At 67.7% G+C, this 20,562-nt stretch carries 20 protein-coding genes; 11 read left to right on the top strand and 9 right to left on the bottom strand.

All coding sequences use genetic code 11. From position 1 onward, the window contains the following. Positions 1 to 215 precede the first annotated feature (215 nt). Positions 216 to 1,118: a phosphogluconate dehydrogenase (NAD(+)-dependent, decarboxylating) gene (gene gnd / locus NO876_RS12815; RefSeq protein WP_256422058.1), complete on the bottom strand. Its 903-nt coding sequence runs from the start codon at positions 1,116 to 1,118 to the stop codon at positions 216 to 218. 79 nt (positions 1,119 to 1,197) lie between these two features. Continuing rightward, positions 1,198 to 2,085, bottom strand: a complete 888-nt coding sequence (locus NO876_RS12810; RefSeq protein ID WP_256422057.1) for an ATP-grasp domain-containing protein — start codon at positions 2,083 to 2,085, stop codon at positions 1,198 to 1,200. Between the two features lie 60 nt (positions 2,086 to 2,145). Between NO876_RS12810 and NO876_RS12805 the strand changes: the two genes are divergently transcribed. The 8 genes from NO876_RS12805 to NO876_RS12770 all read left to right on the top strand — a co-directional run bounded on the left by NO876_RS12805 (position 2,146) and on the right by NO876_RS12770 (position 9,766). Next, entirely contained in the window at positions 2,146 to 3,249 is a 1,104-nt protein-coding gene (locus NO876_RS12805; protein ID WP_256422056.1) for an aminopeptidase, read from the top strand. A gap of 119 nt (positions 3,250 to 3,368) precedes the next feature. Beyond that, positions 3,369 to 3,803: a 30S ribosomal protein S6e gene (locus tag NO876_RS12800; RefSeq protein WP_256422055.1), complete on the top strand. Its 435-nt coding sequence runs from the start codon at positions 3,369 to 3,371 to the stop codon at positions 3,801 to 3,803. Positions 3,804 to 3,809: 6 nt separating this feature from the next. Beyond that, on the top strand, positions 3,810 to 4,238 hold the full coding sequence (locus NO876_RS12795; RefSeq protein ID WP_256422054.1) for a DUF7112 family protein: 429 nt from the start codon (positions 3,810 to 3,812) through the stop codon (positions 4,236 to 4,238). Between the two features lie 98 nt (positions 4,239 to 4,336). Then, complete coding sequence (gene pepF / locus NO876_RS12790; RefSeq protein WP_256422053.1) at positions 4,337 to 6,136, top strand: oligoendopeptidase F; 1,800 nt, start codon at positions 4,337 to 4,339, stop codon at positions 6,134 to 6,136. Between the two features lie 278 nt (positions 6,137 to 6,414). Beyond that, positions 6,415 to 7,806 carry an FAD-binding oxidoreductase gene (locus tag NO876_RS12785; RefSeq protein WP_256422052.1) on the top strand — a complete coding sequence of 464 codons (1,392 nt, stop codon included), beginning with the start codon at positions 6,415 to 6,417 and terminating at the stop codon, positions 7,804 to 7,806. Between the two features lie 148 nt (positions 7,807 to 7,954). After that, the gene (locus NO876_RS12780; protein ID WP_256422051.1) at positions 7,955 to 9,037 is read left to right on the top strand and encodes an aldo/keto reductase; all 1,083 of its coding nucleotides are present in this window, start codon (positions 7,955 to 7,957) and stop codon (positions 9,035 to 9,037) included. A 1-nt stretch (position 9,038) separates the two neighbouring features. Further along, the gene (locus NO876_RS12775; RefSeq protein ID WP_256422050.1) at positions 9,039 to 9,230 is read left to right on the top strand and encodes a hypothetical protein; all 192 of its coding nucleotides are present in this window, start codon (positions 9,039 to 9,041) and stop codon (positions 9,228 to 9,230) included. A gap of 203 nt (positions 9,231 to 9,433) precedes the next feature. Next, a complete protein-coding gene (locus tag NO876_RS12770) occupies positions 9,434 to 9,766 on the top strand; it encodes an SHOCT domain-containing protein (protein WP_256422049.1) in 333 nt (110 codons plus the stop codon). A gap of 98 nt (positions 9,767 to 9,864) precedes the next feature. Here NO876_RS12770 and NO876_RS12765 read toward each other — a convergent pair whose 3' ends face one another. From NO876_RS12765 to pyrH, 5 genes are all read right to left on the bottom strand, one after another. Next, positions 9,865 to 11,427 carry a heme-binding protein gene (locus NO876_RS12765; protein WP_256422048.1) on the bottom strand — a complete coding sequence of 521 codons (1,563 nt, stop codon included), beginning with the start codon at positions 11,425 to 11,427 and terminating at the stop codon, positions 9,865 to 9,867. Between the two features lie 100 nt (positions 11,428 to 11,527). Next, a complete protein-coding gene (locus tag NO876_RS12760) occupies positions 11,528 to 11,764 on the bottom strand; it encodes a hypothetical protein (protein WP_256422047.1) in 237 nt (78 codons plus the stop codon). Between the two features lie 69 nt (positions 11,765 to 11,833). Beyond that, positions 11,834 to 13,654, bottom strand: coding sequence for a site-2 protease family protein (locus NO876_RS12755; protein ID WP_256422046.1), 1,821 nt, complete (start codon positions 13,652 to 13,654; stop codon positions 11,834 to 11,836). A gap of 214 nt (positions 13,655 to 13,868) precedes the next feature. Continuing rightward, positions 13,869 to 15,566 (bottom strand): lysine--tRNA ligase, encoded by a 1,698-nt coding sequence (gene lysS / locus NO876_RS12750; protein ID WP_256422045.1) that lies wholly within the window; start codon positions 15,564 to 15,566, stop codon positions 13,869 to 13,871. Positions 15,567 to 15,569: 3 nt separating this feature from the next. Further along, positions 15,570 to 16,289: a UMP kinase gene (gene pyrH, locus NO876_RS12745; RefSeq protein ID WP_256422044.1), complete on the bottom strand. Its 720-nt coding sequence runs from the start codon at positions 16,287 to 16,289 to the stop codon at positions 15,570 to 15,572. A gap of 140 nt (positions 16,290 to 16,429) precedes the next feature. On the opposite strand from pyrH, the gene NO876_RS12740 reads away from it, so the two are divergent. The 3 genes from NO876_RS12740 to NO876_RS12730 all read left to right on the top strand — a co-directional run bounded on the left by NO876_RS12740 (position 16,430) and on the right by NO876_RS12730 (position 19,294). Beyond that, a complete protein-coding gene (locus tag NO876_RS12740; RefSeq protein ID WP_256422043.1) occupies positions 16,430 to 17,242 on the top strand; it encodes a molybdopterin synthase in 813 nt (270 codons plus the stop codon). Between the two features lie 416 nt (positions 17,243 to 17,658). Beyond that, complete coding sequence (locus tag NO876_RS12735) at positions 17,659 to 17,928, top strand: DUF7123 family protein (protein ID WP_256422042.1); 270 nt, start codon at positions 17,659 to 17,661, stop codon at positions 17,926 to 17,928. A 226-nt stretch (positions 17,929 to 18,154) separates the two neighbouring features. Next, positions 18,155 to 19,294, top strand: a complete 1,140-nt coding sequence (locus NO876_RS12730; protein ID WP_256422041.1) for a site-2 protease family protein — start codon at positions 18,155 to 18,157, stop codon at positions 19,292 to 19,294. Here the strand turns inward: NO876_RS12730 and NO876_RS12725 are convergent. Then, a complete protein-coding gene (locus NO876_RS12725) occupies positions 19,196 to 19,624 on the bottom strand; it encodes a DUF485 domain-containing protein (protein WP_256422040.1) in 429 nt (142 codons plus the stop codon). The genes NO876_RS12730 and NO876_RS12725 overlap by 99 nt on opposite strands. Before the next feature lie 54 nt (positions 19,625 to 19,678). Further along, positions 19,679 to 20,551, bottom strand: a complete 873-nt coding sequence (gene thiL, locus NO876_RS12720; protein WP_256422039.1) for a thiamine-phosphate kinase — start codon at positions 20,549 to 20,551, stop codon at positions 19,679 to 19,681. Between the last annotated feature and the right edge of the window lie 11 nt (positions 20,552 to 20,562).

The following is a 20,562-nucleotide window of genomic DNA, read 5'->3' as shown; positions in this document are numbered from 1 at the left end:
TGCCTCGGCGATACGGATCTCTCCGTGAAACTGCGCCGACTGGTTGGATCGGGACGACTTCGGAAGCCCCCGCGAGGCTCGACGGCTGCGACTCGCTGTGCTCCTCGCTCACTCCGTTCGCTCCGGTGCTTGCGTCGTCTCGCTCGCCGAGCCTCGCGGCCCCTTCCAGTCCCGCCCGTTGCGGTTGTTCAGTAATCGCCGCCGACGAGGTCCGTCTACTCCTCGCGCCGCTGGACCTCGTGACGGCCGAAGCCGTAGCGCAGGCGGTTCGCCAGCCGACGACCGAAGCGGCCGTCGTCGGCACGGCTGCCGAAGCGCTCCGCGAGCGCCTGGTAGATGAGCGGCACCGGAACCTCCTGTTCGAGCGCCTCTTGGACGGTCCAAGTGCCGGTCGAACCGCCCGACACGTGGTCGGCGACGTCGCCGAGGTCGTTGCCCTCCTCACGGAACGCCTCCTCGCAGAGTTCGAGCAGCCACGAGCGGATGACAGCGCCGTTGTTCCACGTGCGGGCGACCGCTTCCAGATCGAGGTCGTAGCGGCCGTTCGCGAGCAGCTCGAAGCCCTCGCCGTAGGCCTGCATCAGCGCGTACTCGACGCCGTTGTGGACCATCTTCACGTAGTGGCCGGATCCGCTCGGACCCATCCGGTCGTGGCCCGCCGGCCCCGTGGCGACGGCGTCGAAGACGGGCGCCATCGCTTCGTAAGCCCACTCGGGGCCGCCGATCATCAGCGAGAAGCCGAGTTCGGCTCCAGCGGGACCGCCGGAGGTGCCGCAGTCGAGGTACGCGGCGACCGTCGACTCGGCCCGCCGGACCGAGTCGTGGAAGTTGGAGTTACCGCCGTCGACGACGACGTCGTCGGCGGTGAGACGCGGTTCGAGTTCGTCCAGCGTCGCGTCGACGGCCTCGCCGGCAGGGACCATCAGCCATATTCGCTTCTCCTCGCCGAGGCGGTCGGTGAGGTCGTCTAAGTCCTCCGCCGGCGTCGCCCCCGCGTCGGCGGCGGTCGCGACCGCCTCCGCGTCGAGGTCGAACGCTACGACGTCGTGCCCCGCGTCGAGCACGCGATCGACGACGATCTGTCCCATCCGGCCGAGGCCGATGACGCCCAGTTGCATACCAACGGCTGCTCTTCGGGAGGTGGTAGTGGTTGCGGTTTCGGGAGGGGAGCCGATACCCCGCCGACGAAACCGACGACTACAGACGGTCGAGCAGGGCGTCTGCAAGCCGTCCGCCGGCGTCGGCGTCGACCCGGAAGAACAGCTCCGGTTCGATGAGTTCGACTTCGAGCAGTTGGAACCCGACCCCGTCTCCACCGCCGTCCCGCTCGATCCCGTCGACGCGGGCGTACAGCGGTACGTCGCCGCCCCGCTCGGCCGTCACGGCGTCGACCACCTCGCGCGCTCGCTTCCGGAGCGACTCGGTCGGCCTCTCGGCCGCGACGCTGCCGCCGTGGTCCTCCTGGACTCGGAAGTCGCCCGCCTCGGGGCGCTTGACGACGGCGTGGCTGTAGCTCCCATCGAAGAACACGAGCGACCACTCGCCCGCCGTGATGCCGTCGGCGAACTCCTGGACGAGGACGTCGCGGTCGGCGGCGAGGCCGTCGAACCACGGCTGTTCGTCCGCGGCGTCCTCGCGCCCGATCCGCCGCGTCTCGAACGCGCCCGCACTCACGGCGGGCTTGACGACGAGTTCGTCCCAGCTCCGCCGGGCGAAGATGTCTGGAAGGGCTATCGCTGCTCCTCGTTCGACGTACTCCGTCGGGAGCGTGTCGACGCCGCGGTCTTCCAGGTCCCGCAAATAGAACTTGTGTCGGTTCCACTGCAGCGTCCCGGGCGCGTTCAGCACCGTCGGCGACGCCGCGTCGACGCGATCGACCCACGCCGCGAACTCGTCGGGCCGGCGGTAGTAGTCCCAGACCGACCTGACGAGGACCGCGTCGAAGTCGTCCCACGCGACCGACTCGTCGGACCAGACGACCGGGGTCGCGGTCGCACCGCGGTCCCGGAGGGCAGTCACAAACGACGCGTCGTCGTCGACGAGGTCGGGCAGGTCGGCGGCGGTCGCCAGCGCGATGGACGTCACGCTCGCCGCTCGGCCGCGTCGGGCGATAAGCGTTTTTGACCGCGGCGACGGAGGGGACGTATGGATCAACGCATCCGCGAGCACGCCGAGACGCTCGTCGACTGGAGCGCGCGCATCGAATCGGGCGACGACGTCGTCGTCAGCGTCGCCGAAGGCGCGCACGACCTCGCCGTCGCCGTCGCCGAGGCGCTGGGCGAACGCGGTGCGAACGTCGTCACCACGTACGCCTCCGACGAGGTTTCCCGCGCGTACCTCCGCGCACACGCGGGCGAGTTCGACGAGGCACCCGGCCACGAACTCGCGCTGTACGAGAACGCCGACGCCGTCCTCTTTCTCGGCGGCGGCCGCAACACGTTCGCGACCGCGGACGTCGACGGTGAGACGCGACAGGCCGCCGCGCGGGCGAGACAGCCGATCAAGGAGGCGCGAATGGAGACCGACTGGGTGTCGACCGTCCACCCGACGCGCTCGCTCGCTCAGCAGGCCGGGATGTCCTACGAGGCCTATCGAGAGTTCGCCTACGGTGCGATCCTCCGCGACTGGGAGTCCCTCGCCGAGGAGATGGCACAGTTGAAGTCGGTTCTCGACGACGGGAGCGAGGTGAGACTGGTGAGCGCCGATACGGACCTGACGATGTCGATCGAGGGCCGAACCGCGGTCAACTCCGCGGCCTCCGTCGCCTACGACTCCCACAACCTCCCCTCCGGAGAGGTGTTCACCGCGCCGTACGATACGGAGGGCGAGGTCGTCTTCGACGTCCCGATGACCATCTCCGGTGCCCGCGTCCGCGACGTGTGGCTCCGGTTCGAGGCTGGCCGAGTCGTCGACTTCAGCGCCGCCGCGGGCGAAGACACCCTCTCGGATCTGCTGGATACCGACGAGGGGGCGCGTCGACTCGGGGAACTCGGTATCGGAATGAACCGCGGGATCGATCGGATCACCGACAACATCCTCTTCGACGAGAAGATGGGCGACACCGTCCACCTCGCGTTCGGGCGGGCCTACGACGCCTGTCTGCCCGACGGCGAATCGGGAAACGACTCGGCCGTCCACGTCGACCTCATCACCGACGTGAGCGAGGATTCCCGGCTCGAAATCGACGGCGAAGTCGTCCAGCGCAACGGGCGGTTCCGCTGGGAGGACGGGTTCGAATCCGCCGACTGACCGGGCTCCGAGCGTCGCTGTCGCTCGCGTCTCGAATGTCCCGGTCGTCCGCCTGCGACGCCGTTCGAGCGGGAGTCGCTTTCGACGTACTTTTTATCGGCGGCCGTCTCCTCCCGTCTATGGCTGAATTCAAGGTCGTCGTCTCCGACGAGACCGGACACACAGAGCAGTTCGAGGTCGACGGACAGGACGCGAACCGATTCATCGGTCGCGAACTCGGCGACGAGGTCGACGGCGGTGCCGTCGGTCTCGACGGACACACGCTGGAACTCACCGGCGGCTCCGACGAGGCGGGCCGACCGATGCGCAAAGACGTCGCCGGCTCGAATCTGAAGGAACTCCTCCTCGAAGGCGGCGTGGGGTACAAACCGTCCCGCGACGGCGAGCGGAAGCGAGTCACCGTGCGCGGCCGACAGCTCTCCGACGAGACCGCTCAGGTGAACGCCGCGGTCGTCGACGGGACGATCGGCGACGACGAGGACGAAGCTGAAGAAGCCGACGACGAGGAAGCCGACGCCGAGGACGACGAGGAAGCCGACGCCGACGACGAGTAACCGCTCGTGTCCGAACGGATCCCGAGCGATCACGCCTCGGTGACGGGACTGCGGGCCACCATCGCACGCAGCGGCGGCACCAGGCGCCCGTGTCTCCGCCTCCCCGACGACGCCTCCGTCGACGAAGGCGACATCGTCCGACTGCTTCTCGACGGCGCAACCACCCACGCGCGAGTCGTTTCCGATTCGACGGGCCTGCTCGTCCGCGGCGCGTACGACAACGAGCGCCTGGCGCGCGAGCCGCGAGAGGGCGAGAACCGACTCGTTGCGTGGTGTGCCGATCACGACCGTGACCCCGGCGACGCGGTCGAACTCGACGAACTCGATCCGGGGTTCTGTTACGGCCTCCGCGAACCCGGCGAACGAGTCGTCTACGACGTCCCCGCGCGTCCGGACCAGTCGCTCCGCGATATCGCCTCCTCGCTTCGGGAGTAACCCGGACGACCGCCGCTTGTCTGCCGTTCGAGTCCCCTCACGGACGCGGGTTCCGCCGGGTGAGTAAGTCTTACCACGACGCCACCGCTTTCCCCGGTATGAGTCGGGTTCCCGAACGGAGCGAGATAGATACCGAGGACAAGTGGGACCTCACGAGCATCTACCCGGACGACGACGCCTGGGAGGCGGCCTACGAATCGGTCACGGACCGCGTCGACGACCTGCGGGCCTACGAGGGACGGGCGGCCGAGAGCCCAGAGACGCTTCTGGAACTGCTCGAACTGCGGGAGGAACTCCTCCGCGAGGTCTCGAAGGTCGTCAGTTACGCCAACCTGCGGAGCGCCGAGGACACGCGGAACCAGGAGTATCAGGCGATGAGCGCGAAGGCCGAATCCCTCTCTTCGGCGACGCAGTCGGCGGTGAGCTTCCTCGAACCGGAGCTCCAGCGGCTCGACGAGTCCGACGTCGAGTCGTTCGTCGATCGAGAACCCGCACTCGCCGAGTACGAGCACTACTTCGACGACGTCCTGCGGACGAAACCCCACACCCGATCGGCGGAGATCGAGGAACTGCTGGCTGAACTCGGCGAGGTCGCGGGCGCGTCCTCCGACATCTTCGGGATGCTCTCGAACGCAGATATGACGTTCCCGACGGTCGAGCACCCCGACGGCGAGCCCGTGGAGATCACGCAGGGGAACTTCACGAAGCTCCAGAAGCACCCCGACCGCGCGTTCCGGCGGGAGGTCTACGAGGGGTTCTACGACGAGTGGGGGGAGGTCCGCAACACCGTGGGGACCTCGCTGAAGAGCAGCGTCCGCAAGGACGTCAAGTACGCCCGCGCGCGGCGCTACGAGACCGCACGAGAGGCGGCGCTCGACGGCCCCAACGTCCCGGACGAGGTGTACGACACGCTGATCGAGACGGTGCACGAGAACCTCGACAGCCTCCACCGACACGCCGAGTTGAAACGGGAGGCGCTCGGCGTCGACGACCTTCGGATGTGGGACCTGTATATGTCGATGACCGGCAACGAGGGACTGGACGTCAGTTACGAGGAGGCGACGGAGTTCATCGTGGACTCGGTCGCACCGCTCGGCGAGGCCTACCAGGAGCGCGTCGCCGAGGGGTTGGAATCGCGCTGGGTCGACGTCTACGAGAACCGCGGCAAGCGCTCGGGGGCGTTCTCCGCGGGCACCTACGACACCCAGCCGTTCGTCCTGATGAACTACCAGGACGACATCGCCTCGATGTTCACGCTGGCACACGAACTCGGACACTCGCTGCACTCCGAGCTCGCGAAAGACGCACAGCCCTGGCACTACGCGGACTACACAATCTTCGTCGCGGAGGTGGCTTCGACGGTCAACGAGACGCTCCTGACGCATCACCTCCTCGAGACCGTCGAGGACGACGAACTCCGGATGCACGTGCTCGACGAGTACCTCGAACGCTTCCGGCAGACGCTGTTCCGACAGGCGATGTTCGCGGACTTCGAGCTCCGGATCCACGAGATCGCGGAGGCCGACGGCGCGCTCACCCCCGACCGGTTCGACGAGGAGTACCGCGGCCTGAAGTCGGAGTTTTACGCGCCGGCCGAACTCGACGACCGAATCGACCGCGAGTGGATGCGGATCCCCCACTTCTACTACAACTACTACGTCTACCAGTACGCGACGGGCATCTCCGCCGCCGTCGCGATCGTCGAGCAGATCCTGGAAGAGGGCGATGACGCCGCGACGGCCTACCGCGAGGCGCTGGCGCTCGGCGGCTCGGAGTACCCGATCGACGTCCTCGAGGCCGCCGGCGTCGATATGACCTCCTCGGAACCGATCGAGTCCGCCATCTCCGTCTACGACGAGTACCTCGACCGGATGGACGAGTTGCTCTCGGCGGAGTGAAGACGGCGCTCCTCGCGCCATCCGACGGGTTGGCGAACAGTCGGCACCCCGCTCGCGACGATGGCGACGCCCTCGACTCCCCACGACGACGTCCTCACCGGCGCCGTCGGCTCCTGCGAGGGCGACCGCGTCGTCGCCGCTTCCCGCGTCGACGTGCCGAACACCCGCTGCCCGACGCGGAACTACTCCTACGTCACGGGGCCTCTGGCCCCGCGTTCGTATATAAATCTCAGTGCCGTCGCCCCAATCGGTAAACGACGTGACCGCTTGGTAGTCGTATGGACGCGAACCGGGACGCTCGGCGGGTCGCGGACGGCCTCCCGCTCGGGGGTCTCTCCGAACGGTTCGGCGGCGACGTCGTGGCCCCGTCGGACGACGTCTACGACGAGGCGCGGCGGGTCTGGAACGGGATGGTAAACGAATATCCGGCGGCGATCACCTACTGCGAATCCGTCGACGACGTGCGGGTCGCGGTCGGCTTCGCCCGCGAGCACGACCTCGAAATCGCGGTCAGAAGCGGTGGTCACAGCGTCTCCGGCGCTTCTGTCGTCTCGGGTGGCCTCGTCGTCGACTGCTCGCGGATGGAGTGGGTGCGCGTCGATCCCGAGAAGGGAACCGCGCGCGTCGGACCGGGGGCGACCTGGGGAACGGTCGACCGCACCACGCAGTCGTTCGGCCTGGCGACGCCCGGCGGCGTGTACGCCGACACCGGCGTCGCGGGTCTCACGCTCGGCGGCGGCACGGGCTACCTCTCGCCGAAACACGGGTTCACCGCGGACAACCTCCGCGAAATCGAGGTCGTCACCGGGAGCGGTGAACGCGTGACGGCCGACGCCGAGCGCCACGCGGACTTGTTCTGGGCGGCCCGTGGCGGCGGTACGCCCGGCGTCGTCACCGCCTTCGAGTTCGACCTGCACCCGCTCGATCACGACGTCCCCTACTTCGAGTCGTGGCTCCCCGTTGCGGTCGCCGACGACGCGCTCCGCGAATACCGCCGCTACCAGCGGGACGCACCCGACGAGTCCTGCGTGTTCCCGTACTTCGCGAGCGTTCCAGCGATCGCCGAGTTCCCGGCAGACCGCCACGGCGACCTCGCGCTCGTCGTCGCCGGCGTCCACGCGGGCGACCCGGCCGTCGGCCGGCGGGAGTTCGAGACGTTCCGCGGTCACCCCGACGCGTTCGCCGAGTCGTTCGAGACGATGGCCTACACCGATCTCCAGTCGATGATGGACGGGGACTTCCCGGTCGGCCGCCGGTACTACTGGAAGTCGGTGCCGCTGGCCGAGCTCGACGACGACGCCATCGGCGAACTCCGAACGGCCGCCGCGGCCGCGCCCTCGGAGCTGTCGACGATCGTCGTCTGGCCGATGCACGGGGCGGTCGGCAGGACCCCCGAGTCGGAGACCCCGCTCGCCGGACGCGACGCCGACGTCGTCGTGAACGTCGAGGCCGCGTGGGACGACCCGACGGCGACGACGGACAACGTCGAGTGGGTCCGCGAGACCTGTCGTCGGTTCCGCGAGCGGACGTCGATCCCCGGGACGCTCCCGAACTTCGCCGGCGGACGAGCGCCCGACGCCGAGGACGTGTACGCGGCGAACGCCGAGCGACTGCGGGAGGTTCGCGAGACGTACGATCCGGACGGGTTGTTCGCGTACGAGCGCGGGTGATCGACGAGCGAGTCCGATCGACGAACGAGTGCGACCGATGAATGCGTCCGATCGACGAACGTGCGGTCGTCCGGAGGTCTCGGTCCCGACGTTCCCGACCCGCGGGAGCAGGCGACACTCTAAATAAATCGCCGCCCAACGTTCGGGTATGAACTTCCAGACGCTGGGCGATTCCGACGTCGAAGTGAGCGAGGTCGGCTTCGGCGCGTGGGTCGTCGGCACCGACTGGTGGGGCGACCGGACGCGCGAGGACTCGATCGAACTGATCCGCCACGCCATCGACGAGGGGATCACCTACTTCGACACCGGCGACGTCTACGGCCACGGCGACAGCGAGGAGTTGCTCGGCGAGGCGCTCGACGGACACCGAGACGACGTCACCGTCGCCACGAAGATCGGCTACGACTTCTACAACCACCCCCAGGCGGGCCACGGCGAACTGCCGAAGGAGATCACCGGCGAGTGGGTCCGCTCGGCGACCGAGAAGAGCCTCGACCGACTGGGGATGGAGTACGTCGACGTCCTCCAACTCCACAACGCGAACGTCGACGAGGTCGACGAGGATGTGTTGGAAGCGCTGGACGAACTCAAAGAGGAGGGGCTCGTCAGATCGATCGGCTGGGCGCTCGGGCCCTCGATCGGCTGGCTCGCCGAGGGCGATATGGCCATCGAGGAGGAGTTCGACTCCGTCCAACTGGTTTGGAACCTCTTCGAGCAGGAGGTCGGCAACCACTTCCTCGACACCATCGAGCGGACGGGCTCGTCGACCAGTCTGATCCCGCGCGTCCCGCACTCCTCGGGCCTCCTGAACGAGCAGGTCACGCCCGAGACGGGCCACGACCTCGACGACCACCGCGGCTTCCGCCCCGACGCGTGGTACGAGACGGGCTGGGAGAAACTCGAGACGCTTCGCTTCCTCGAACGGGACGGCGAGCGCACGATGGGCCAGGCCGCCATCGCGTACCTCCTCAGCCACGAGGCGGTCGCGAGCGTGACGCCGACGTTCCACACGAAGGAGGACATCACCGAGTGGGCCGCGGCCTCGGAGGTCCCGAAGCTCTCCGACGAGGAGATGGCGCGCGTCGCCGACCTCTACGAGGACAACTTCGGCATCGACCGCGACGACGGGATGGACGAACTCCGCTCCTCGGTCGGCGGCGAGGACATCCGCGCCGCCGGGATCGACAAGCGGGCGACGGCGGGGCCGCGGAACTCCGCGTCGTCGGACTGACGTGCCGTCCGACACGTCGATCTCGCGCACGACTGCGTTCGTCGCACTCACCGCAGTCGCCCACGTGGCGTTGACCGCGTGGGTCAGGCGCGACGCCGACGCGCGTGACGTCGATCCCTCGCCGTGGGACGCGCTGACGCTCCTGACCGGTGTCTTCGGGGCCCTCGCGTACCGACGCTATCGGTCGGACTGACCGAAACGACTTTTCTCTCGGCCGACAGATCCCGAGGTACGACGGCCCTCCACCGACTCGGAAGACGACTCTCCGGGTACGTTTCCGCCGTCGCGCGGAGCCCTCCCCTGCTCGGAATCGTCGTCGGCGTCTGGCTCGCCCTGCTGTCGCTGTTCACCGCCGCCAACCCGGTCACGGCGTTTCTGGTCGTCGCTCCGGCGACGATGCTGCTCTGGTACGGCGTCCTGTTCGCCGTCGGACGGTACCGCCGGCAGTCGGCCGAATCGAGCGGTGGCAGCGCAGCCGAGGGGATCGACGCGACGGGGACGACCGAAACCGGTTCGACCGGGTTCCTCGGAAGGAGGGAGTCCGACGACGCTGTTGACGAACGCCCGATCCAGCGACTCCGGACGCGGTACGCGGAGGGAGAAATCGACCACGCGGAGTTCGAGCGTCGCCTCGAGGCGCTCGTCGAAACGGAGGACCGCTCCGGGAAGGGATCGACTTCTGTGACGCTTGGCGACGACGTCACCCGGTCGGTCGAACGCGAGCGGTAGCGACCCCTTCGTTTCGCTTCGAAACCGACGCACTGGGCGGCGTCTGACGCTGCAGTCGCAAGCGCGTCAGACGCGTCGGAGAGGCGCGACTCTCGCGCCTACGCCAAGAAGACGTGTCGCGGCCGGTCGGCGAGCACGTCGCGACCCCACTGGACCGTCTCGCTGAACTCCTCGGAGCGGAAGAACTCCATCGCGTCCTCGCGGGCGTCCCACTGGCTGGAGATGAACATGTCGTTCTCGTCTTCGACGTTCATCATCAGGTCCGTCTCCTGGTGGCCCTCCATCTCGTCGAGGAGGTCGCCAACGGTCCCGAACGTGTCGACGAAGTCCCCGTGGTGCTCGGGTTTGACGGTGTAGAACATCCCCATCGTCCCGAAGCCGGACTCCTCGCCGGCGCGGGAGACGATGCCCGGCAGTTCCGAGAGGAAGCCCGCGGCTGTTTCCGCGGCCGACTGGGTGTCCCAGATGCTCACGACGGCGCTTCGACTTCCGTTTTGGGCCTCGTAGACCGCCGTCTTCACGTGCGTATCGTAGTGATCGAAGTTGCCCCGGAGGCCGTCGACCTCCTCGAACAGTTCGTCGGTGTCGGCCTCCGAGTACAGGACCGTGGCGTAGACGTCCTCGCCGTGCGGCTTTCCGGCGTAGATGTCCAGATCCGCCAGTTCCTCGCGGATGCTGTCGTCGCTGTCGGCGTCTCCGGCTTCGTCGTCGCCGTGAGGGGAATCGCCGTGAGCGCTGCCACCGCCGTGTGCCCCCCCGTGACCGCCCGACCCGCCGTGGGCCTCGCCGTCGCCGTGCGCGTGGCCGTGGGCCTCCCCGTGGGCGTCGGTGTCGCCGTGCGGATGACCGCCGTGGGCCTGTCCCGCTTCGTCGCCGTGTTCGCTCGTCGGCACGGCCGCGCCTTCGAGGTACGCGCCGAGGTCGTTCGGCGGGAACCGACGACCGACGTAGAACTGGCCGAACTCGCCGTACTTCGAGGAGACCTCGTCGAACCGCATATCGTAGACGATGTCCTTGATGTGGGTCGGGTCGTCGGAGAACAGCGTCACGCCCCACTCGTAGTCGTCGAACCCGACCGAGGAGGCGATGACCTGCTCGATCTTCCCGGCGTACTCCTTCCCCGTCTCGGCGTGCGTCGCCATCATCTCGGCGCGGTCCTCGAACGAGAGGTCGTACCAGTTGTGCTCCTCGCCGCGGCGCTTCGACATCGGGTAGAAGGAGACGTACTCGTCCTCGGGCATCTCCGGCTTCTTTTTGCCCTCCATGTAGCGTCGCAGGCCCGCGTCGGCCGATTCGGGGTCCTCGAAGTAATCGGGACTGGTGTAGCCCGAAATCTCCGTCACGGAGACGTACGAGGTCGGCTGTTCGGTGAAGGCCGCGAGCGCGGTCCCCTCGAACTGCCGCTCGGCGCGCGAGAGGTCGTCGAGCGTCGGTCGGAAGTGGACGACCAGTAAGTCGGCCTTGTGGCCGAGCACCGAGAAGACCGCCGAGTCGCCCTCGTCAGAATCGGCGATCTCTTCGTGGCGTCGGAGGTACTCCGTGCCCTCCGCGATCGCGCGCTCGCGTTCGCGTTCGGGTGCGTCCCGCCACGCGTCCCAGTCGACGGTACGGAAGTCGTGCAGCACGAACCAGCCCTCGTCGGTTGGTGGGGCCTCTGGCATAGATCCGGGTTAGAACGCCACCCGTATGGACGTTGCGAGTCGTTCCCAGATTCCGGGAGCGTCCGTCGGTCCGTTTGGTTCTTCGCCCGATTCGCCCGCGTTAGAATGGCGTATCCGCCGCCCTGTAGAGCTGTCTCGCCCCGCTCACGAGGAGGTACAGGAGAGCGACGATCAGCAACACGAGGCCGATGCCACGAGAGATCCCGGGGAGTGACGATTCGACGACGCCCGGAAGGTTCCTCGTGACGACCTCGATCTGGATAAGCAGGAGGGAGAGCGGGACCAGCAGGACGGCGGCGCTCCGACGGACGGATCGCCGTAGATCGGAATCGGTCATCGCCGCCGAAGTCGTGACCGCGACGGCAAGTATCTGTGGGACGACCCGTCCAGGACCGCCGTCGCCTCTTCACCCACCGAGGAGCGTCGGGCCGAAGATCAAGAGCAGGAGCGACAGCAGCATCGTCACGCCGACGCCGGTCGTGATGGTGCTGACGACCCGGTTGCGATCGTCGATGGGCAGCCGCGAGACCACCGCCTCCACGCTCGTCCGGAGGATCCGACCGCCGTCGAGCGGGTAGCCGGGGATACAGTTGAACAGTCCCAACTGGAGGTTGATCCACGCCATCCAGAAAGAGACGTTCGCGAGGAGGAACACGCCCGTCCCGAGGAAGCCGAGCGGTCCGCCGACGCTGTAGAAGTTGAAGACGTTCGCCGTGAATCCCGGGAAGTTCGGGATTCCGAGCACCAAGGAGGCGAGCGGAAGCACGAGCGAGACGTAGACGGTCGCCAGCGGTGAATCGGCGACCGCTCCGGAGAGTCCGGACGCGTCGGGACCGCCGTCGCCGCCGAGCAGTTCGATGTACGTCCCGGCGGGATACGACTGCGTCCCGAAGTCAGTCAGCAGGAGGCCGCTCGTCCCCGGGAAGATGTTGACGCCGAGGAAGCCGCTGCCGTCCTGCGGGTTCTCGCTGAGCGTCACCTCGCGCGTCTGGATCTGGCCGTCGTGGTAGAGTTCGACCGTCACCGTCTCGCCGGGTTCGGTCCCGTCGAGTGCCCGGGTCAGTTCCGTCGAGGAGACGATCCGCTGGCCGTCGATTGCGGTCACGATCACGCCCGGCGCTGTCGGCGCGCCAGATTGCGCCAAGGGACCGTCCGCCGCCACTCGCGTGAGGTACGCGCCGACGGGGATCGTGACCGTCCCGCGATCGGTTTCGAGTTCCGCGTACCGCTCCTCGCCGACGGCCTCGCCGAATCCGGCCCGCGTGTAGACGGTCGATCCGTTCACGGCCGTGACCGCGACCGGTTCGTCGCTCCCCTCGACACTGACGTTCGCGGGGTTGCCCGCGACGGTGCCGGTGACGACCAGCGAGCGCTCGACGTCGACGGTTCTGGACTCCCTGTCGGCGGCGCTCTCACCTGCGTCGAGTTCGACCGCGACGGTCCGGTCGTCGCTTTCGAGCAGCGCCGAGTCCAGCGAACTCTCGTTCCCGACGGGGACGCCGCCGACGGCGGTGATCCGATCGCCCTGCTCGATGCCCGCAGCGGCCGCGGGCGAACCGTCGTAGGCCCCCTGAACGGCCATCCCGGAGGCGACGCCGATGCTCCCGATCACCGGGCCGAAGAGGAGCAGGAAGGCGAGAAACGTCACGAAGAAGTTGTTCGTCACGCCGGCAGCGAACATTCGGGTGCGGCCGCCGCGACTCGCCTCGCGCTGACTCTCCTCGTCCGGCTGGACGAACGCCCCGAGGGGGATGATCGTGAAGAGGAAGACACCCATCGAGTCGATGTCGATCCCCTCGACGCGGCAGAGGATCCCGTGGCCGCCCTCGTGAACGACGAGGCCGACGAGCAGGCCGAAGACGATCTCCGGGGCCACAGACAGCGGCAGGAAGTCGTTGACGCCCGGGATCACGAGGAAGTTCTGCGGCTGGTTCACCGAGGAGGGCGCGGGCGGGTTCCGGGCGATGGCGATGCCCTGCACCAGGAGGAAGAGGAACATCCCCGCCATAATCACGAGCGTCGCGCCGACGCCGAGGTTGGTCCACGCGCGCCAGAAGCGCTTCGGCGTCGCGATCCAGTCGATGAAGTCCCGCCCCCGTTTCGTGTGCACGGTCGTGAACGGTCCCTGGATGCGCACCGAAGAGGGCAGCAGTCCGCGCCGGGAGAGGAAGAGCGCGGCCGCCGAATACGCGGCGAGGCCGACGAGCACCCACAGAAGCGTGTTCATCGTGGGGACGAAAGGGACGAACGCCAAAAGGTGTTCCTAACCACCTTTTTTATCGGGGGTCCTCGGCCGCGCGAAGCGCGGCCTCGAACCCCCGCAAAAAACCTGGTGGGAAAAAAGAGCCGCTCGCTCGACCTCCGGCCTCGCTCGCGGTTCGACTGCTGGTGGCTCCGCACCGCCTCCGCGACCGCGACGCACCGCCTCCGCGATTCTCCCGTTACGATTTGCGCCGCAGTCTGGCGACCACGAACTCCGTGTCGAGTTCGCCGAGGAACTCGCCCAGTCTGGGCCCCTGCGGCTGATCGAAGAAGAGCAGGTAGCCCGCCTCGAAGAAGTCGCCGACCTCGACGTCGTGTCGGCGGGCGGTCTCGTACATCTCGCCCTGGATCTCTTCGCCGTCCTGACCCGTTTCGACGAAGTCCGCGAGTTCGTCGAGCGCGGCTTCCACGTCGTCGTCGAGATCGACGTCCGGGAGGCTCTCCTGGATGCGGTAGTTGTACTCGTTGTCCTCGCGCTCGGCCCACGCCCGCGCTCGATCGACCCGTTCGAGGGCCTCCTCGATCGCCCACTCGGGGGTGTCGTCGTCGAAGTACCCCTCGTTTCGGGCCATCTCGATCCGGAGGTCCCGATTGTCGGTCATCCCGAGGACGGCCGCGAACGTGTACGGCAGGCGGATGCGATCTTCCCGGATCTCGTCGACCACGAACGGGTACGCCCGCTCGGCGAACGCCGTCAGCGACTCGTCGTCGACGCCGCCGAAGTACGCCCGCTCGAAGCGATCGAAGTCGTCGACGAACTGATCCAGCCGGGAGACGTCGAAGTCCCGCGCCTTCCGCGGGTTCAGCGCGAAGAAGTACCGGAGGACCTCGGGCTCGAGGAGTTCCAGCATCTCCGCGACGGTGACGATGTTACCCGCCGAAGAGGAGAGCGCCTCGCCGTTGAGCGTGAACCACTCGTAGACCATCGGCACCGGGGGTTCGATCTCGAGGACGTTTCGGGCGATGTCCGCGCCGGAGGGCCACGACCCCTCGGCGTGGTCCTTGCCGAACGGCTCGAAGTCGACGCCGAGGATCTGCCACTGCGCGGGCCACTCGAAGCGCCAGGGGAGCTTCCCCTCGCGGAAGGTCGCCGTCCCCTCGTGACCGCAGCCCTCGATCGTCTCGTCGCCGACGGTCATGTCCGTACAGACGTACTCGACGGTGCCCGCGTCGACGTCGACCGAGGTGACCGTCTCGGTGATCTTCCCGCAGTCCCCACAGATCGGGTTGAACGGGACGTAGTCCTCGTCGATCTTCGACTGGTACCCCGAGAGGACTTCGCGGGCGACGTCGGCGCGTTCGAGGACGTGCGCGACGACCTCGTCGAACTCGCCCGCCTCGTACATCTCGGTGTTCGAGAGCATCTCGACCGGAACGTCGAGTCGGTCGGCGTCGGCCTTCAGCAGCGCGGCGAAGTGCGCCGCGTACGACTCGGACTCGCCGAACGGATCGGGGATGTCCGTGTACGGTCTCCCCAGGTTCCGTCCGAGCGCACCCGCGTCGACGTCGCCGAGGCCGACGATCTTCCCGTCGACGTCCGCGAGCTTTCGGGGCAGTTTCCGAAGGGGATCCCGATCGTCGCTCGTGAAGACCTGCCGGACCTCGTGGCCGCGCTCGCGGAGGACTTCGGCGACGAAGTACCCGCGCATAATCTCGTTGAAGTTCCCGAGGTGGGCGACCCCGGAGGGGGAGACGCCGCCTTTGATCACGATCGGTTCCTCCGGATCGCGCGCCTCGATCTCGTCTGCGACCTCGTCGGCCCAGAACGCGCGGCGCGGTTCGCCGGAACCGTCGCTCTCTGCATCGGCATCGATATCCGTCTCGACATCGAGAGCACCAGCGTTCGCGCCGTCGTCGGGATCGGATTCCTCGGTCATCGCTTATCCCTGTACCCAGTAGGTCGGTTCGCCCTCGGCGGCGGTGGGGACCACGTCGGTGCCGTCGTGCTCGCCGCGGAGCACGGCGTCCTCGATCCGTTGGGGATCGGTACCGTCGAGGACGATCGTCCGCATCCCAGCGCGCTCGATCAGTTTCGCCGCGAGGAGGTCGACCGGCGCGGACGCCCCCGCGTCGCGGCTCATCGGCGCGATCACGTCGACGAGTTCGCTGCCGGTCAGGCGGTCGTACTTCTCGGCGTCGGCGTCGGTGCCCGGATCGGCGCTGTAGACGCCGTCGACGCTCGTCGCGTAGACGAGCAGGTCGGCACCGACGTACTCGGCGAGCGCCGCCGCGACCGCGTCGGTCGTCTGGCCGGGCATCACGCCGCCCATCACCGAGACGTCGCCCCGCCGGATCGCGTCGCCGGCGTCCTCGTAGTCGTGGGCGACTTTCGGGTCGACTCGCGGCCCGAGCGCGGCGATGAGCAGGCGGGCGTTGATTCGGGTCACGTCGATCCCGATCTGGTCCAACTGGACCTCGTTCGCGCCCAGATCGCGGGCGGTCTCGATGTAGTCGCGGGCGACGCCCCCGCCGCCGACGACGGCCCCGATCTCGCATCCCTCGTCGGCGAGCGTCTCGACGACCGCTGCGTGACCCTCGACGCGTTCGGCGTCGAGGTCGGGAGCGAGCACGCTCCCGCCGATAGAAACGACGACTCTCATTGCTCCGTCGTTGCCGCGAACCGGGCTTAAGGGTTGTCAACCGAGTACGACCGCGATATGCAGAGAAACCTCAGCCGATGGCGTCGGATCCGTCCCAGCCGACAGTAAGTATCAAGCCGATCGACGCCCCGATTTCGGGTATGCAACTGCTCGGAGTCGTCGGTCCGGAGGCGCGAACGCTCTGTGAGCGAATGAGTCCGCATCTGGACGGGAAGGTCGCGCTCGTCGAACGGCACCCCGAAGAAGACCTCTCGGCGGACGGTACGCTGCCGAGCGGATCGGAGCGAGTCGAGGGCGTCGACGCCGCGTACGAACTCGGCGAGGACGGAGCGTGGGCCGCCACCGGCGACGGCCGCGACCTCGACGACGTGCTCGACGACCTCGCGGCGACGTACGACCACGCGCTGCTCGTCGGATACCCCGAGGCAGACGTCCCGACTGTCTCGCTCGACGGCACGGAGGCGGAAGAGATCGTCATCGAGGCCGACTCCGTCGGCGATGTCGACACCGAAGACGCGCTGGACGCGCTCGCGGACGCGACTCCCCACGTGACGCTCGAGACGCTCGTCGAACGGGTCAAGGAATCGCCGCGGGCCGAACGCGCGGGGGCCATCGCGACGTTCACGGGGCGCGTACGAGCCAGAGACGACCCGGACGACTCCGAGACGCTCGAACTCACCTTCGAGAAGTACGAGGGCGTCGCCGACGACCGACTGCGGACCATCGAATCGGAACTGATGGAGCGGGAGGGCGTCCAGGAGGTCGCGCTCTTTCACCGGACCGGCACGCTCGAAGCGGGCGAGGACATCGTCTTCGTCGTCGTCCTCGCCGGCCACCGCGACGAGGCCTTCGAGACGGTCTCCGACGGGATCGACCGCCTGAAGGACGAGGTCCCGATCTTCAAACGCGAGACGACGGTCGAAGAGGACTTCTGGGTCCACGACCGACAGTGACCACGACCTCGGTCGACGAACTGTCGCCTCGGTCGACGAACTGTCGCCTCGGTCGACGAACTGTCGCAACGTTTGCGGTCTACCGCCGCTCGACCACCACTGACACTGTCGGACGTACGTCCCTGAGCGAGAATTCTCGGACGATGCGACGACCGCGCGCCGTCGGTTTCACGGCGATTGTTGCTTCATCTCGGGGTGCAAAACGCCCGAATAACCGCCGGTCCTCGGGTTTTTAACTCAATATATAATACTTAGAAATAAACACTTAGAGACGGTTATAAAATTTCTAAAAGAATTTCCCTCGCCACTGAAGTATCGGTTAAACGGTCTACGACGAGTAAATAGAGCCGAATTCCCCCTAACGTTCCTCCGTTTATATACTCTCCCGACGACAAGGCAGGATCGAGGTGACATAGATGAGCGCAACCGCGACACCCTCCACCGAGTCCGCCAGCGACGAGATGTCCAAAGAGGAGCGGCTGAAGTCGTACCTGCTCACGAAGGCGCAGGACGGCGAGATGTACTTCAAATCGAAGTTCATCGCCGACGAGGTCGGCCTCTCCCCGAAAGAGATCGGCGCGCTGATGGTGAAACTCAGCGACTCCGCTTCCGAGCTGACCGTCGAGAAGTGGTCGTACACGAGTGCGACCACGTGGCGGATCGAACCCGCACAGGACACGGCCTGAGCGCGTCCTGTATCGCCGCCCGAACGATCCCGACGCGGTGTACCGTCTTCGCACCGCCCTGAGAATTCCCCCTTCTGCCGGAGATTTCTCGTATAGCCCCTCGTTTCTCGACATCGTCACTCCGCTCGCCGTCTCTCTATCGGCATTGGTCCGACCGAAGCCTGCGCGGGGTCCCGTCGTTCCCCCGTCGTGGCGTTTATCCGGTCGTATCTCGTACGGTGTTCCGATGGATTCCCCGGACTCGGCGGCCGAACCGCCGATCGAGGCCCTGCAGTCGGTCTTTCACCTCCGCGAGACCCGCCGCGACGACGACCGGTTGCTCTTTTACGGCGAGTCGTTGGTACCCGAGCGGATGCTGGTGCGGGAGGTGTGGGGAGCGTTCCGCGAGGCGGGCTACGAGATACAGGTCGCGAGCACGCGGGGCGGCCGCGAGGACGTCGTGATCGCTCGCCCCGTCAGCCAGGGCATCGACGGAATCCCCTGGAAGAACCTCGGGCTGTTCCTCGCGACGGTCGTCTCGACGCTCCTCGTCGGATCGCTGACCTGGTACTACACGCCGCTCTCGGAACTGCTCGCTAACCCGCTGGTCGTGCTACAGGCCTGGCCCTTCACCGCGGCCGTGCTCGGCGTCCTCGCGACGCACGAACTCGGCCACTACGCGATGGGCCGATACCACGGCGTCGACGTGTCGCTGCCGTACGTGCTCCCGTTCATCTTCCCGTTCGGGACGCTCGGCGCGGTCATCCGGATGCGCGGGCAGATGCCCGACCGGAGGGCGCTGTTCGACATCGGCGTCGCGGGGCCGCTCGCGGGGTTGGCAGCGACGGTCGTCGTCACCGCGATCGGCCTCTCGCTCCCGCCGATCACGGTTCCCGAGTGGGCGATTCAGGGAACGGGACAGGTGATCGTCTTCAACAACCCGCCGCTTCTGGACCTCATCGCGGGGGTCCTGGGGCGGCCGACCGAGTACTCCGAACCCGCCGTCGCAGTCAATCCGGTGATCATCGGGGGCTGGGTGGGGATGTTCTTCACCGTGTTGAACCTCCTCCCGGTCGGCCAACTCGACGGCGGACACATCCTCCGGGCGATGGTGGGCGAGTCCCAGGAACGCATCGCGGCGGTCGTCCCCGCCGTGCTGTTCGGTCTCGCCGCCTACCTCCATTACGTGCTCGGCTACGGGCTGAACGAGTCGGTCGGCCTGTGGGGCTTCTGGGGACTGCTCTCGGCGGTGGTCGCGTTCAAGGGGCCGGCGAACCCCGTCGACGACTCACCGCTCGGATCCGTCCGAATCGCCGTCGGGATCGCGACGTTCGCGCTCGGCGCGCTCTGTTTCCTGCTCGTCCCGGTCGAAGTGATGTCCGTCTGAGCGGGGCTCGTCCGGGTGCTCGCGCTCGCCACTACTGCGCCGCGGGACGCTGCTGTCGCCGTCCAGTCGAGACACACCGGCGATGTCGATGCCGCGAACGACCACGTAGATGAGGACGATCCCCGCCCCGACCGCGAGGACGAACTGTCCGACGGCGGCCAGGAGCGTCCCCACGATCGACCCGCCGAAGAAGAACGCGAGCGCGAAGGGAACGAGCGCGATCAGACCGACGTACAGCACGAGCCTGGCCAGTGGGACGGCTTCTACGAGTATCTGACTCCTGTCGAGCGTCCCGCTCTCGACGTCGATAAACGGGCGTCTGGAGGACATACGTCGTCGCTCGGCCGGCGGAAATAAGAATCCTCGGTAACTTCCGATCCCGTCTCACTCGTGAGTGTATCCCTCGTCCGCGAGCGGGTCGCCGTCGAGACGGATCCCGCTCTCGACGACGTCGCCGACGATCGAGAGAGAGACGGGCGAGTCCGCCCGTGCGTCGTCGACGGCGTCCGCCGGGAGCGTACACACGAGTTCGAAGTCCTCGCCGACGGTGGTCGCCATCGACCGACGGTCGGCCTCGTCGTCGGCGTAGCGATCGACGGCGCCGTGAACCGGGACCGCGTCCCAGGAGACGTCGAAGCCGACGTCGGAGGCCTCCGCGAGCTGGTGGAGCGACCGCGCGAGGCCGTCCGAGGAGTCCATCATCGCGGTCGCGTGCGGGGCGAGCGCGAGGCCCGAAGCGATGCGGGGGGTGAACTGAAAGAGCGCGTTTCCGCGCTCCGCGTCGCCGGCGTCGAACGCGTGGAGTCCCGCCGCCGTTCGACCGAGTGCGCCAGTTACGCAGACGACATCGCCGACGTTCGCGCCGGAGCGGCGCACCGGCGCGTCCGTCTCTCCCAGCGCGGTCGTCGCGACCGTGAACTCGCTCGTCGTGTCGAGGTCGCCGCCGACGTACTCGGCGTCGACCGCCTCGCAGACGTCCACCGCCCCGTCGAGAAAGGCGTCGAGTTCGGCCTCGTCGAGCGTCGGCGCGGCGTACGCGGCGACCGCGGCCGTCGCCGCTGCCCCCATCGCGGCGACGTCCGAGAGCGACGCAGCGACGGCCCGCCAGCCCGCCGTGTACCGGGTCGTCCCCGCCGGGAAGTCCGTCGACTCGTGGAGCATATCCGTCGTCACGACGAGGCCGTCGACGACGGCCGCGTCGTCGCCCGCCGCCGGGAGCGCGGCCGCGAGCCGTCGGAGCGCCGAGCGTTCGTCCATAGCGCTCGTGC

The sequence above is a fragment of the Halobellus rarus genome (assembly GCF_024494595.1).
Lineage (GTDB): Archaea > Halobacteriota > Halobacteria > Halobacteriales > Haloferacaceae > Haloquadratum > Haloquadratum rarum.
Note: the sequence above shows the minus strand (reverse complement) of the source record. Positions and strands in the feature narration are given on the sequence as shown.